Below are 13,155 nucleotides of genomic sequence, written 5' to 3'. Positions count from 1 at the left end.
GGGGCACGTCAGCATACGTGCCGGAAGATGGCGGCCGGCCCGATGGCGCCCGCGCCGAACTTCGCGCGGATGCGGTCCATGGCGGCCTCGGCGACCAGGCGTGCCTCCCGGGCATCGTCCAGGCTGATCTGCTCGGCGACCTGGTCGGCGTCGATGAGGTCCTGCGCTGTGAGGCCGAGTCCGGTCAGCCGTCCGCGTTGCAGGCCGGCTGCGTCCATCAGCCGGTAGGCGGTCACCCGCAGGTCCTCTTCGTGGGCTGAGGCCTCGGCCAGGCGGCGGGTCCTGCGCCAACGGGTGCCGTCGGCGAACCGCAAGGTGAGGGTCAGGACGCGGGCGGCCTGACCACGGCCGCGCAGCAACAGACCGAGCTGGACGACCAGTTCCAGCAGGGCGGCGCGGACGGCGGCGCCGTCGAGGGTGTGACGGTCGAAGGTGTGCTGGACGCTCGCGGTGGTGGGCAGAGCGCGCGGGACGACGGGGCGGGGGTCGATGCCGCGGGCCCGGTCCACGGCGAGCCGTCCGGCCCGGCCGCCGAGCAGGCGCTGCACCGTGGCGGGCGGGATCGCGGCCAGCGAACCGACGCTGTGGATGCCGTAGTCGCGGAGCGCGGATGCCTCGCGCCCGCTGATGCCGTACAGGGCCTCCACCGGCAGTGCGGCCAGCCAGGCGGTGACCTCGTCGGGAGGGACGGCGAGCACGCCGCCGGGTCCGGTGAGCTGTCCGGAGGCGGTGGCGGCGACCGTGATGGACGGGCCGATGCCGACGCGGACGTCGATGCCCAGACGGGAGATCGTGCGCACGCGCAGGACCTCCCCGAGCCGCCGCGCTTCGGCCCCGTGGTAGCGCAGCACCCCCTTGAGTTCCATGAGGGCCGCGGCCGGGGGCAGTGCCTGCACGACGGTAGAGAGATCCGCGAGCAGTTCCAGGACCTGCCGGTACGTCTGCTCGGACAGCCGGTCCGGGCAGCGCACATGCATCACCGTCGACTCCTGGCACGCCGGCGCGTCATCCGCCATCGCGTTCGCCTCCCACCCCTATGATATCGAACGCAAATTCGATCAATTGCAGAGGTGCGTCCGGTGCTCCCAGTTCGCGGCCCACGTGGAGCAGCAGTAGCCGGGGGCTGGCCAAAAGGGCCAGGTCAGGCCAAGATCGGTGAATGTGATGCGCATACACTTCACGGCGGCCGACCTGTGCCGGATCACCCTCCTGGACCCCGACGCGCTGGAGGAGACCGCGTTCAGCATGCGCTGCCTGCGGGTCGGGCCGACCGGCGGGCCCGGGACACGGCCGGGCCTTGCGCAGTGGCACCGGCAGACCCGCGCCGGCGCGGCGATCCGGGCCGGTCTCCTCTTCGACCTGGTCCCCCGCGGCGGGTTCCTGCCCGACTTCCTGGTGCAGCTGTCGGATGACCTCGACACCGGCATCGCCCTGCTCGCGCAGACACCCACCGAGGAACTGGCCGCCGACATCGGCCAGTTACCCGCCCCCGCGCGCACCCACCGGCGGCTGCGGGAACTGGCCGAGGGCACCTCCGCGGCGCGACAGGCGCTGACCAGGGATGTGCGGCGCTACTTCGACTCCAGTCTGGTCGATCTGTGGCCGCAGGTCCGGGCCTATGCCACCGCCGACCGGGCGCTGCGGGCCGAGGCACTGCTGCGCGGCGGCGTCGACGGCCTGCTGGCCACGCTCGTCACGCGCTGGCGCTGGGAGTCACCCGTCCTGCACATACCCTGGCCCGGCGCGCGCGACGTCGAGGTGTCTTTGTGCGGCCGCGGCCTGGTACTCGTCCCCTCGTACTTCGGCGGACCCGCGCTGATGTACCGGCCCGAGGAACCCACGGTGCTGATCTACCCCATGAGCACGGGAGAACCGGCCACCGCGAGCGCGGACGCCCTCGGTCCCCTGCTCGGTCGCACCCGCGCGGCCGTCCTCGCCGCCGTACGTCACTCCGCCACCACCACCATGGTGGCCGAACGCGCCGGTATCTCCCTGCCGTCCGCCAGCCAGCACACCACCGTCCTGCGCAACGCCGGCCTGATCATGACCACGCGCACCGGCGGCGCCGTGCTGCACACCCTCAGCCCCCTAGGAGACGCCCTCCTCCGCGGTGACGCCGTCATACGCTGACAACACCCGCAGCACGGGTTCCCTCGCACAGCGATCATTTCTCCGCCGACGGCCTTGACAGCCGCGCCTCGTCCTCCATACTCCTGCGTGAATCTATGGCCGATATACCGATTGACGTTCCGTATTTCGAACGAGCTACCGAAAGGTCAGGCCACATGACGCAACCTCAGCTGCCCAGACGTCACTTCCTGCGCACGGTCGGTGCCGCCGGGATCGCCGGTTCGGCTCTCGCCCTCGCGGCGAGCCCGGGCTCCACACAGGCCGCTGCGCCCTCCCCCGAGCCCGCCCCGGGAACCATCGCCGGCCCCGAGGCCGCGGGCACCCTGGTCCATCCCACGCTCAAGCGGCCGTTCGCCATGCCGGGCATCAAGGAGCAGGAGTGGACCGGCGCGTTGTTCGTCGGGGAGGGCGAGAGCCGGTTCGCGCTGCGCGTCGCGCTGCTCACCGCGCAGGGCAGACTGATCCGGGAGAAGATGACCAACCACCTCTGGCGCATAGGCCCCATGACACCCGACGGAGCCTACAAAGAGGTCACGGTCAGCTCCGACGACCGCACGATCATGCCGGCACACCTGGAAGCGCTGCGCGAGGTCATCGCCCACCCGGACGAGTGGTCGCAGAGCGAGGTGGCCGACGCCACGGCGAAACGCGCGCAACTGGAGCAGAAGTACGCACAGACCCAGACCGAGAAACGCACCCTGCGCGTCCGGTACGCGCGCACCGACGACGGCAGCGGCCTGGTCGGAGCCGTCACCGCGCTCGACGACAACACCACCGTCGTCCTCGAACTCAGCACGCCCTGGGGCGAGAAGGCGGACTTCGCGCTGGACGGCCAGAGCGTGACGGGCAGCGGACCGGGACTGCTGGAGGAGCACCGCACCGGTCACATCCGGCTCTCCCCCGCGCAACCCGCCGACAGCGCCGGCTGTTACGCCTCGGTCGCCGACATGACGGCGGCCATGACCGGCGGCAGCGGCGCGCCGGGCACCGCGGTCGCCGCGCTCAAGTACCGGCTCGGCAAGGGCAGGACGCTCACGTTCGCCGCCCGGATCGGCGACCGGCCGCCGGCAGCGGACGTGCCGAAGGCGCGCGAGGTGGAGCGGGTGCTCGCCGCCCGCGAGGCGCGGGTCCGCGCCGGCGACCTCACCGGTTCGGGGCCGGTGGGACGGTCCGCGGACGCGGTGCGTGACGCGCTGTCCCTCAACACGAACTACGACAAGGAGCACGGGCGCACCTTCGTCCTGTGGGGCTGGGGCGGCGGAGGCGGCCTGTTCACCGGCTGGGACTCGGCCTTCGACGCCGTGAACGCGGCCCTCGTCAGCCATCCCCTCGCCGTCCAGCACGAGACCGGTGTCTTCGAGGCACCGGCGCCGCCCAACCAGGTTCCGCTGCGCGGCCCGCGCTACGACCAGCAGAACTCCGGGCCGATGCACGCGTACGCCGTCTGGCGGCTGTACACCAAGCTGGGCGAGCGCTCGCTGCTGGAGCAGGCGTACCCCACGCTGGTCACCTTCCATGATCTGCTGCCGGAGTGGGACACCGACGGCGACGGGCTGCTGGAGAGCCCCTACTTCGGGGACCGCGTCGGGGGCCGGGGAAACCACCTCGGGCTGGACGACAGCCCCGTGTACGCCGCTTACCACCGGGTCGCCAAGCGGGGCGGCAGCGGTGACGCCCGGGACAACACCGACCTCACCGACGTGGCACTGAACTCCTATTACGCGCTGCTCGCCGAGACCCTGGCGAAGATGGCCCGGGTGCTCGGCAGGCCGCGGGACGCCGAACGGTTCGCGGCGCAGCACGCGAGAATCCGGCAGCTGCTCAACGAGCGGCTGTGGCATCCCCGAAAGGGCCTGTATCTGAGCCGCTACCTCGACGGCACATGGAACGAGGTGGTCACACCGACCGTCTTCTACCCGTTGTTCGCGGGCCTCGCCACGCGGGAACGCGCACGGATCCTGGTCGAGGAACACCTGCTGGACCCGGACGAGTTCTGGGGCGAGTACGTCGTCCCGAGCGTCGCGCGCAACGATCCCGCCTACTGCTCGGGCGGTTCGGTGCACCCCGGCTCGGAACACTTCCGCTTCTTCTCCCGGTACGGCGACGGCTCGGCCCCCGAGCAGTGGAAGGGTGCCGTGTGGCCGCCCATGAACGCGACCGTGTACGACGGCGTCAAGCGGTACGGCTTCGACGACGTCGCGGGCCGGTTCGCCGCCCGGAGCACCGCGATGTATCTGGAGGCCTGGGACAAGGAGGGCTGGTTCCCGGAGTCCTTCGATCCCGAACCGGGCCAGTCCGTCATGGGTTCCGCCGTCGACACCGCATGGCGTACCTACTCCTGGTCCAACGCGATGGCGGTGCAGGGGCTGCACGAGCTGATCTCGGACAATCCCTGGGACGGCGATCCCGCCGCGCTCATGTTCGGCACGCTGTCCCTGCCGGGCACCAATACGGTCGCCAACGTACGTCTGCGCGGCCACACCTACGCCCTCTCCGCGGGACCGGACCGGACCACGCTGGTCCGGGACGGCCGGATGCTGTTCGGGGCGACCGGCGCCCGCGTGGCCGTCCGCAACTTCGTGCTGCGCGGCTCGGGGGCCTCCTTCGACGTCAACGCCGACGGACCGGCGCGCGTCGAGGTGTTCGTGCCGGGCGGCCGTCCCCGGGTGCGGAAGGTGCCCGCCGGCCGCAGCCATGTCGAGCTGTGAGCGACCGTCCGGGCCGACGGCGCCCCGCCCTCCCCCGGTGCGGACACCTGGCACCGGCTGTCGCTCGGCTTCTCGGGAGAGACGATCACGGCGGGCATCGACGGCGTCACGGTCGCCCACGTCACCGACGGCACGTACGACCACGGCCCAGCGCCCCCGGCCCCGGGCGGCGCGGGACGCGCCGAAACGGCAGCGGTCACAGGTCGAGGACGGCGCGCAGAGCGTTGTCGACCTGCTCCTGCTGCTCAGGGCCGATGGTGCCGTGATAGGTGCCCGTCTCGAAGCGGGAAACGGACAGCTGGAGGAGGTTCACGGCGACGGCGGAGGCGTCGACCGGCGTGCTCAGATGCACGCTCATCGCCGTGTCGGGGTGCTGCGCGGGCGCGTGCAGCACCAGGACGACGGCCGCGCCGTAGGCCTCGGCCAGTCCGTCGAGGCTGACGACGAGGACGGTGCGGTCTCCCTTGCCGGTGTCGACGTCCCAGATGTCGCCCTTGCGGATGGTCACAGGGCGTCGCCCTCGCCCGCCAGGTCCAAGGGCTCGACGGAGGCCAGCTTGCGTGCGGCGTCGAGCGTCATCTGCCGGCGCACGGCGCGCAGGATGTAGTCGTTGAGCGAGGGGGCTCCGGCCGCGGCATCGCGCAGCGGCTTGTCCATCGCATCGGGAATCCGCAGGGTGATGGCAGTCATGACACCAAATTTAGCTTCACCCATGACATCGCGGCAATCCAGGGCACCGGACGCCGACGACAACACTCACCGCGGCCGAGATGCACCGCCGCGCGGGCCACTTGAGAATGGTCTCGACCAGGCAGTCACGAGTCGCACCCCCATCGGTCCGGTACGGGAAGGCGGTGGCGTCCGATGACGTACGTCGCTGTGAGTGCGCTGAGCCATCCGGGACTGATCCGCGACCGGAACGAGGACAGTCTGGCCGTCGGGCCGTGGACGCTGTGCGCCAGTGTGACCGAGAACCCGCAGACCCTGGTCTTCCCGCTCGGCACGCCGCTGGTCATCGCCGTCGCAGACGGGCTCGGCGGCCAGCCCGGCGGCGAGGTGGCCAGCTCCCTGGTCGTCCGCCAGCTCGCCTTGACCGGGCCCGTCCTGACTGATGAGGACAGCGTCCGCGAGGTGCTGCACACCTGTAACCGCGAGGTGTACGGGTCCGCGGGCGGCGACGGCGGCGGACCGGCCACGATGGGCACGACCGTCGCCGGCGCCGTCCTGCTGCCCCACTCGCTCCTGGCCTTCAACGTGGGTGACAGCCGGGTGTACGCCGCACCCCAGGACGGACTGCTCCAGGTCAGCGTGGACGACAACCCACCCCTCGCGCCAGGGCAGCGCACCACCCCCATCCTGACCCAGGCCCTCGGCGGCGCCGCGACGTACCAGGCCATCACCCCCCATGTGACGACGGTTCCGCTGGCCTCGGGCGACAGATATCTGATCTGCACCGACGGCCTGACCGACGCCGTGCCGAACGACCTGCTCGACGATCTGCTGCGGGAGTACGACGACGGCCGGGCCGCCTTCGAACTGTGGAAGGCAGCCATCGCCGCCGGCGGCCCCGACAACATCACGCTCGCCCTGGCCCGCATCGCGGAGCGCTGACCTCCCCGCGCGGCGTCCCGCGGCCCACTCGCACCGGCCAAAGCTGTCGACGGCGGCGCATACGCGCCACAATGGAGGTGCGAAACCGTACTCGGATCCATCGAGGAGGTGGCTATGCCCAGCCCAGCCACCACAAGGAAGACGACGGCGACCCGCGCCCGTCCGAGCGCCGAGCCGACGGCACAGCAGAGCACCGCCACGGACGGCAAACTGCACATGCACCGTCTGGATGTGCACGCGCCGGTCCACATCCCCTACTTCACACCCGGGGATGTGGTGGCCAACACACAGGCCATGACCTCAAAGGTGCCGACCAGGGATCTTCTCTTCTACGGCGGCCTGGGCGCGCTCACGGTGGCGGGTGCCCTCGAATGGCCCGTGGCTCTGGCCATCGGAGGCGCCACCGCCGTCCTGCGCGGCAGGAGAAGGGGCGAAGCCAAGGAGCGTCAAGGGTAGTCGGAGGACAACGAGCGTCGGCGCCTGCAGGGTCCGGCGCCGACGCGTCAGGCCCCCTGGGGCACGGCCGCCGTGCCGCGCGAGCGCGTGTACGTCGCCCAGAGGTCCAGTGCCAGGCGTACGACGATGGCCTCGACAAGGGCCATGACGGCCTTGCCGAGCACACTCATGAGGAAACCGTTCATTGGTGCTGCTCTCCTGCTCGTGGGGGTGTGCGTCGAGTGTGTCCGTGCCCGTGCGACACGGACAGGTCCTGAATGCGGCATTTTGCCAACGGAAAGATGAACGTCCGGCAACGTCGCCCGCCGGGGACAACCGGAACGTCGAGGAACAGGTCAGTGGCAACCGGAGGGCGTGGGTTCGGTGATCACACGAGTGCGGTTCCCCCACCGGCACCTGACGCCGCCCGCCAGGCCCGGACCGCCGGGTGAACCGCCCAAGCCTCCGTCGCGGCAACCGCGACCGGCCGGCGGACGGTGGATCTTCTGGTGGATCCTGATGACGCTGGCCCTCGTCCTGCTGCTCTCCCACGCCCGGTCCGGGCCGCACCCGACGGCGCTGTCCTACAGCGACTTCGTCGGCAAGGTCGGCGCCAGCCAGGTGCAGATGGTCGACGTGAACGACAAGGGCGCCGTCACCGGCACGCTGAAGGACGGCACGAAGTTCACCACCCAGATCCCCACCGCGCTGGGCACCGGATCCCAGCTCCAGCAGCAGCTGACGTCTCACCACGTCGAGATCACCGCCAGTCAGAGCCGCGGCGGCGGCTCGTCGTGGTTGTCCGTGCTCCTCTCGTTCCTGCCGTTCGTGCTGCTGATCGGTTTCTTCGTCTGGATGGGGCGCCGGGCCGCGGGGTCGGTGTCCGGCGGACTGAGTGCCATCGGACGTTCACGCGCGAAGATCATCGAGGCGGAACGGCCCACCACCGGTTTCGGCGACATCGCCGGGTACGACGGGGTCAAGCAGGAGATCAGCGAGATCGTCGACTTCCTGCGCAACCCCACCCGGTACAGTGCCGCAGGGGCGAAGGGACCCCGTGGCGTGATCATGGTGGGTCCGCCCGGTACCGGTAAGACGCTCTTCGCGCGGGCGGTCGCCGGTGAGGCGAACGTGCCGTTCCTGTCGGTGACCGGCTCCGCGTTCGTGGAGATGTTCGTCGGGGTCGGCGCCTCCCGGGTGCGTGACCTGTTCGGCGACGCCCGCAAACGTGCCCCGTCGATCATCTTCATCGACGAGATCGACGCGCTCGGAGCGCGCCGCGCCGACGGGGCGAGGATGGGCGGCAACGACGAGCGTGAGCAGACCCTCAACCAGTTGCTGTCCGAGATGGACGGCTTCGACGAGTCCAGCGGCATCGTCGTCCTCGCGGCCACCAACCGGCCCGACGCCCTCGACCCGGCCCTGCTGCGCCCTGGGCGCTTCGACCGCCAGGTCACCGTGCCGCTGCCCAACCAGTCGGAGCGGGCGGCGATCCTGGCCGTGCACGCCCGTGGCAAGACCCTGGCGCCGGATGTCGACCTGGACGCCATCGCGCGCGCCACGCCCGGGTTCTCCGGCGCGGACCTCGCCAACCTCGTCAACGAGGGCGCCATCAACGCCGTACGGGACAATCGCACCCGGGTCGAGCCGCACGACCTGGACGCCGCCCGAGACCGTGTGCTGCTGGGGCGCCGGGAGTCCTCCAACGCCCTGCTGCCCGAGGAGCGCCGCTCGGTGGCCGTCCATGAGTCGGGCCATGCCCTGGTCGCGGCCCTGTGCGAGCACGCCGACCCGGTGGCCAAGGTCACCATCCTGCCGGCGGGTGTCACCCTCGGTGTCACCGAGCAACTTCCGGAAGCCGAGCGCCACTTGTACAGCGAGAGTTATCTGACCGACCTGCTCGCGGTGCGTCTGGGCGGGCGCGCGGCGGAACTCGTGGCCTTCGGCGAGGGATCGACGGGAGCCGCCAACGACCTGGCCGGGGCGACCCAGATCGCCACCCGCATGGTGCGCGAGTTCGGCCTCTCCTGCGAACTCGGCCCGATCGGCTACGCCTCCTCCCATCAGCGCTATCTCGGTGACACCACCGACGAGCCGGGTCGGCCGCCGTACTCGGAGCAGACCCAGCGCGTCGTCGACGAGGAGGTCGCCCGCCTGCTGCGCCAGGCCGAACAACGCGCGATCACCCTGCTGCGCGGCCACCGTCCCGCCCTTGAACATCTGGCCGAACAACTGGTCGCCCGCGAGACCGTGGACGGCTCCGTCGTCCTCGACGTCCTGCGCCGGGAACGCAGCCAGGCGGACGGAAGCGGAGACGCCCATGCCGTCGACTCCTCCTCGCCCCCGGGGCGTCCCGATCCAGGAGTTCACACCCCGCCTCGGTGATCCCCGGCGATCGACGGCGTACGGGAAGCAGTCGTCGCACTCGCAGTGGGCATGAAGCCGGTGACCGGTGCCGGGGCAGAGGTGAGGAGTCCGGTGGGAATGCGGCCGTGGCGGTTCGTGGTGTGGTTCGGCGTGGTCAGTCTGCTGGCCGACTTCGTCTACGAGGGGGCTCGCTCGGTCACCGGTCCCCTGCTCGCGTCGCTGGGCGCCTCGTCCCTGGTCGTCGGCGTGGTCACCGGGGCCGGCGAGGCGGCGGCGCTGGGTCTGCGGCTGGTCTCCGGCCCGCTGGCGGACCGCACCCGTCGCTTCTGGGGCCTGGCCATCGCCGGCTATGCGCTGACGGTGGTCTCGGTGCCGCTGCTGGGCGTGGCGGGCGTGTTGTGGGCGGCCTGTGTGCTGGTGATCGCCGAGCGGGTCGGCAAGGCGGTGCGCTCGCCGGCCAAGGACACCCTGCTCTCGCACGCCACCGCCGCCACCGGCCGCGGACGGGGCTTCGCCGTGCACGAGGCCATGGACCAGGTCGGCGCCATCGTCGGCCCGCTGCTCGTGGCCGGAGTGCTCGCGCTCACCGGGGACGACTACGCGCCCGCGCTGGGCGTGCTGGCCCTGCCGGGTGCGGCGGCCCTGGGACTGCTGTGCTGGCTGCGGTCCCGCGTCCCCGACCCCGAGGCGTACGAGCGCGAGGCGGCACCTCCCACCCGGCAGGCGGCCCCGAGCAGCCGTCTGCCGGCGGCGTTTTGGACGTATGCGGCGTTCACCGCGGCGACCACCACCGGGTTCGCCACCTTCGGCGTGCTCTCCTACCACCTCGTCGAACGCCACCTGCTGACCGCTGCCTGGGTGCCCGTGCTGTACGCCGCCGCCATGGCCGTGGACGCCGTCGCCGCGCTCGTGACGGGCTGGCTGTACGACCGGCACGGTCCCCGCGTCCTGGTGGCCCTGCCGGTGCTGACCGCCGTGGTCGCGGCTCTGGCCTTCACCGACACCGTCGCGCTCGCCGCGGCCGGTTCGCTGGTGTGGGGCGCGGCCATGGGCATCCAGGAATCCACCCTGCGGGCGACGGTGGCGGACCTGGTCCCCTCCGGCCGCCGCGCGACCGCCTACGGCCTCTTCGCCGGCGTCGTGGGCGCCGCGAGCCTCGCGGGCGGCGCGCTGACCGGCGGCCTGTACGGCTACTCGATCCCCGTGCTGATCACCGCCGTCGTGGTCATTCAGATCCTCGCCCTGGCCCTGCTGGCGGCCACCACGGCGCACCGCACCTGAGCCGTGCCGGTGGAGCGGCTGCGCCCGGGCCGTCACTCCTGCACGTCGCTCCGCTGCCCCGTCTGCGAAGGCCGCGGGATCCCGTCGGCGGGGCTGGAGAGGCGGTAGGAGCGGACGACGGCGAGCAGGCTCACGGCCACGAGCGCCGCGCCCCACGGGGCCAGGTCGCGCAGCGGGTCCGGCATGCCGCCCGCCGCCGGCACGGCGCGCGGGGGCACCCGCCCCTTCGGGTCGTAGACGACGGAGAGGGTGTCTCCTGGCCTGGTCGTCTGGCCGCAGCCGGGCCAGACGCGGACCTTGAACGGCACGCCGTGGGTGTCGGCCACCGTGCACAGGTAACGGCGGTGCTCGCCGTCGGCCGCCCGGCCGTCCTCGACCGAGGTCACCACCGCGGTCTGCACCCGCCCCCGCTTCGCCAGCACCACCCCCGCGGCGGCCTGCGGAGCCTGGAGGGCGAGGCATACGCCGAGCACCGCGGCGATACCGACCAGGGCTCGGCCGGCTCCCATGACGACCAGATGGAGGGCGAGGGCCGCGGCGCACACCAGGCCCGCCTCGCCGGCGGCGAGCGAGGGGCTGCCCGTCCAGGCGCCGAAGAGCGTGGTGCCGACGATGGCCACGGCGCCCAGGGCTCCCACGAGCAGTCCCTCCCCCACCAGCCACCGGGGCGGCAGTCCGACGAACTCGGCGGGTCCCCATACGGCGGTGCGCAGATGCACCATGACGTGGGGTTGTGTGGCGGAGGGCCGATGCCTTCGGCGCACAGATGTCTTCCTCCGCGTTCTTCCGGTCCGTCAGCTACCGACCATGCTGCCACCGAGGCGGAACGGCCGCCGCGCCCGGGACCGGACACATTCGCGTGACGGGCGTTGCCGGAACCCGGCAACCGCCTTTCACGACCCCGCATTTCCCGTGCATTAGGCAAAATCTTCGAGGTGGGAGAGGAGACCGGGATGCGGTGCCGGCACCCGGTGAAGGGGCCGCGTTGCCGATACCCGGCAGCGTTGATTACCCTCCCTGGGCCTGACGCCGTCAAGAACGCGTCAACAGGGTGGCAGGACAGCGGGAGGGCGACGGTGGCGCAGCCGGAGGCGGCCGAATACCTGCGCGGGTACGCCCGCATACTGACCGACGTCTTGGCTACCGGACGCAGGCTCACCCGCGCGGAACTGGACGAACGGCGCGCTCTCGGCGAGCAGGCCGCCGACGCCGGTCACAGCCTGCGGGCCCTGGTGCGTGCGCACCTGACGGCCACCCGGACCTGCTGGCCCGACGCCACCACGGCAGCCGGGACCGGCCGCGTGCTGGCCGCGGTGGAACAGGCCGTGGACGCCTTCGCCGAAGGATACGAACGCGCGCAGCGCATGGCCGTACGTCAGGAGGAGGCGGCACGCCGGGAGTTCATCGACGACCTGCTGTACGGGCGCAGCGACCTGGGACGGCTCGCCGAACGGGCCGAACGATTCGGTCTGCTCCTGTCCCGCGCGCACGCGGTTGCGGTGGCCGAGGGGCCCGAGGCCTACGACGACACCGCCCCCGTCACCCGACGGGTAGAGGCCGCCCTGATCGCCCGGTTCGGCGACCGGCGCATCCTGCTCGCCACGAAGAACGGGCAGTTGATCTGCATCGCGCCCGGTGACCAGGACGACGTTCTCACCCACTTCGCCAAACAGGCCCACGCGGCGACGGACGGCAGCCGGGTGGCCATCGGGCGTCCGCAGCCCGGCGCGGGCGGTGTGGTGCACTCCTACGACGAGGCGCTGAGCACCCTCCATCTCGCCCGGCGCCTCGGCCTCGACGATCCGGTGGTGCGGGCGGCCGACCTGCTGGTGTACCCGGTCCTCACCCGTGACCGGCAGGCGATGGCCGACCTCGTGCTCAGCGCGCTGGGGCCGCTGCGGAGCGCCCGTGGCGGTGCCGAGCCGCTGCTGCTGACGCTGGAGGCGTACTTCGAGTCGGGCTGCACCGCGGCACAGGCGGCCCGGCGGCTGTCGCTGAGCGTCCGTGCCGTCACCTATCGGCTCGACCGCATCCGCCAGTTGACGGGAAGCGATCCGGCCGACCCGATGCACCGGTACACGCTCCAGACCGCCGTCATCGGGGCGAGGCTCCTGGGGTGGCCCACCCGGGAACTCTGAGCCCCGCCCCCGCAGCCTCGGCCCTGTTCGCCGTCCTGTACGGCTATCCCTTCTTCGAACGGTGGATCACGGGGCCCGCCCCGGAGCAGCACCTGTGCGACCGGCCGCGCGACCAGCCCACGCGCACCGCCTTAAAGGAGCATCCACAGGGTGACCAGCAGGGTGAAGGCCGCGCAGGCGGCCAGCGCCGAGCCCACGCAGCGCCTGCGCAGTGTCCGGTAGCGGTGCTCGTACTCGGCCCGCAGGGACCTGCACCGGGCCGCGATGCGTTCGAGGTCGCTCTTGGCGCGTCGCAGATTGTCGGTGACGTAGTGTTGCTCGATCTCCGTACGCTGCGCGGTGGTCAGCCACTCCATCGGCCGCACGAACTCCTGCGCGCGCTGCCTGGCCTCCGCGATCCTGGCCTGCCAGAGGAGATAACCCTCCACTTCGTTGACGAACGTGCCGTCGTTTCCTTGTCTCGCCAGTTCGCTCACCGTTGTCCC

13 protein-coding genes and 1 pseudogene are annotated in these 13,155 nt (G+C 71.7%); 8 read left to right on the top strand and 6 right to left on the bottom strand.

The features are described from left to right. Positions 1–8: 8 nt before the first annotated feature. Positions 9–1,016: a hypothetical protein gene (locus tag ACFYTE_RS17820; protein WP_388710587.1), complete on the bottom strand. Its 1,008-nt coding sequence runs from the start codon at positions 1,014–1,016 to the stop codon at positions 9–11. 148 nt (positions 1,017–1,164) lie between these two features. On the opposite strand from ACFYTE_RS17820, the gene ACFYTE_RS17815 reads away from it, so the two are divergent. Both ACFYTE_RS17815 and ACFYTE_RS17810 read left to right on the top strand, forming a co-directional pair. Further along, entirely contained in the window at positions 1,165–2,130 is a 966-nt protein-coding gene (locus ACFYTE_RS17815) for an ArsR family transcriptional regulator (protein ID WP_388710584.1), read from the top strand. Between the two features lie 155 nt (positions 2,131–2,285). After that, entirely contained in the window at positions 2,286–4,838 is a 2,553-nt protein-coding gene (locus ACFYTE_RS17810; RefSeq protein ID WP_388710581.1) for a trehalase family glycosidase, read from the top strand. 196 nt (positions 4,839–5,034) lie between these two features. Here ACFYTE_RS17810 and ACFYTE_RS17805 read toward each other — a convergent pair whose 3' ends face one another. Beyond that, complete coding sequence (locus ACFYTE_RS17805) at positions 5,035–5,346, bottom strand: type II toxin-antitoxin system PemK/MazF family toxin (protein ID WP_351727684.1); 312 nt, start codon at positions 5,344–5,346, stop codon at positions 5,035–5,037. Next, positions 5,343–5,528: a hypothetical protein gene (locus ACFYTE_RS17800; protein WP_388710578.1), complete on the bottom strand. Its 186-nt coding sequence runs from the start codon at positions 5,526–5,528 to the stop codon at positions 5,343–5,345. The genes ACFYTE_RS17805 and ACFYTE_RS17800 overlap by 4 nt, the downstream gene beginning before the upstream one ends. A 174-nt stretch (positions 5,529–5,702) precedes the next feature. Here ACFYTE_RS17800 and ACFYTE_RS17795 point away from each other — a divergent pair, with 174 nt between their 5' ends. Next, entirely contained in the window at positions 5,703–6,449 is a 747-nt protein-coding gene (locus ACFYTE_RS17795) for a PP2C family protein-serine/threonine phosphatase (RefSeq protein WP_388710575.1), read from the top strand. Between the two features lie 114 nt (positions 6,450–6,563). After that, a complete protein-coding gene (locus ACFYTE_RS17790; protein ID WP_388710573.1) occupies positions 6,564–6,905 on the top strand; it encodes a hypothetical protein in 342 nt (113 codons plus the stop codon). A gap of 47 nt (positions 6,906–6,952) precedes the next feature. Here the strand turns inward: ACFYTE_RS17790 and ACFYTE_RS17785 are convergent, their stop codons facing one another. After that, positions 6,953–7,090, bottom strand: coding sequence for a hypothetical protein (locus ACFYTE_RS17785; RefSeq protein ID WP_388710570.1), 138 nt, complete (start codon positions 7,088–7,090; stop codon positions 6,953–6,955). A gap of 169 nt (positions 7,091–7,259) precedes the next feature. On the opposite strand from ACFYTE_RS17785, the gene ftsH reads away from it, so the two are divergent. Both ftsH and ACFYTE_RS17775 read left to right on the top strand, forming a co-directional pair. Continuing rightward, a complete protein-coding gene (gene ftsH / locus ACFYTE_RS17780) occupies positions 7,260–9,269 on the top strand; it encodes an ATP-dependent zinc metalloprotease FtsH (RefSeq protein WP_388710567.1) in 2,010 nt (669 codons plus the stop codon). Between the two features lie 99 nt (positions 9,270–9,368). Continuing rightward, positions 9,369–10,532 (top strand): MFS transporter, encoded by a 1,164-nt coding sequence (locus tag ACFYTE_RS17775; RefSeq protein WP_388710564.1) that lies wholly within the window; start codon positions 9,369–9,371, stop codon positions 10,530–10,532. A gap of 32 nt (positions 10,533–10,564) precedes the next feature. Here ACFYTE_RS17775 and ACFYTE_RS17770 read toward each other — a convergent pair whose 3' ends face one another. After that, positions 10,565–11,254, bottom strand: a complete 690-nt coding sequence (locus ACFYTE_RS17770) for a hypothetical protein (protein ID WP_388710561.1) — start codon at positions 11,252–11,254, stop codon at positions 10,565–10,567. Between the two features lie 354 nt (positions 11,255–11,608). Between ACFYTE_RS17770 and ACFYTE_RS17765 the strand changes: the two genes are divergently transcribed. Further along, positions 11,609–12,670: a PucR family transcriptional regulator gene (locus ACFYTE_RS17765; protein WP_388710558.1), complete on the top strand. Its 1,062-nt coding sequence runs from the start codon at positions 11,609–11,611 to the stop codon at positions 12,668–12,670. A 17-nt stretch (positions 12,671–12,687) separates the two neighbouring features. Beyond that, positions 12,688–12,804 (top strand): annotated as a pseudogene (locus tag ACFYTE_RS17760) (ubiquinol-cytochrome c reductase cytochrome subunit B); the annotation flags it as partial. Here ACFYTE_RS17760 and ACFYTE_RS17755 read toward each other — a convergent pair. Beyond that, positions 12,802–13,146: a cytochrome C oxidase subunit I gene (locus ACFYTE_RS17755; protein WP_388710555.1), complete on the bottom strand. Its 345-nt coding sequence runs from the start codon at positions 13,144–13,146 to the stop codon at positions 12,802–12,804. The pseudogene ACFYTE_RS17760 and the gene ACFYTE_RS17755 overlap by 3 nt on opposite strands. Between the last annotated feature and the right edge of the window lie 9 nt (positions 13,147–13,155).

Source organism: Streptomyces sp. NPDC004629 (assembly GCF_042873595.1).
Classification (GTDB): domain Bacteria; phylum Actinomycetota; class Actinomycetes; order Streptomycetales; family Streptomycetaceae; genus Streptomyces.
Note: the sequence above shows the minus strand (reverse complement) of the source record. Positions and strands in the feature narration are given on the sequence as shown.

Coding starts and splice junctions, on each gene's coding strand:
- ACFYTE_RS17820 (WP_388710587.1), bottom strand. CDS start 1,016: ATGGCGGATGACGCGCCGGCGTGCCAGGAGTCGACGGTGATGCATGTG.
- ACFYTE_RS17815 (WP_388710584.1), top strand. CDS start 1,165: ATGCGCATACACTTCACGGCGGCCGACCTGTGCCGGATCACCCTCCTG.
- ACFYTE_RS17810 (WP_388710581.1), top strand. CDS start 2,286: ATGACGCAACCTCAGCTGCCCAGACGTCACTTCCTGCGCACGGTCGGT.
- ACFYTE_RS17800 (WP_388710578.1), bottom strand. CDS start 5,528: ATGACTGCCATCACCCTGCGGATTCCCGATGCGATGGACAAGCCGCTG.
- ACFYTE_RS17795 (WP_388710575.1), top strand. CDS start 5,703: ATGACGTACGTCGCTGTGAGTGCGCTGAGCCATCCGGGACTGATCCGC.
- ACFYTE_RS17790 (WP_388710573.1), top strand. CDS start 6,564: ATGCCCAGCCCAGCCACCACAAGGAAGACGACGGCGACCCGCGCCCGT.
- ACFYTE_RS17785 (WP_388710570.1), bottom strand. CDS start 7,090: ATGAACGGTTTCCTCATGAGTGTGCTCGGCAAGGCCGTCATGGCCCTT.
- ACFYTE_RS17775 (WP_388710564.1), top strand. CDS start 9,369: ATGCGGCCGTGGCGGTTCGTGGTGTGGTTCGGCGTGGTCAGTCTGCTG.
- ACFYTE_RS17770 (WP_388710561.1), bottom strand. CDS start 11,254: ATGGTGCATCTGCGCACCGCCGTATGGGGACCCGCCGAGTTCGTCGGA.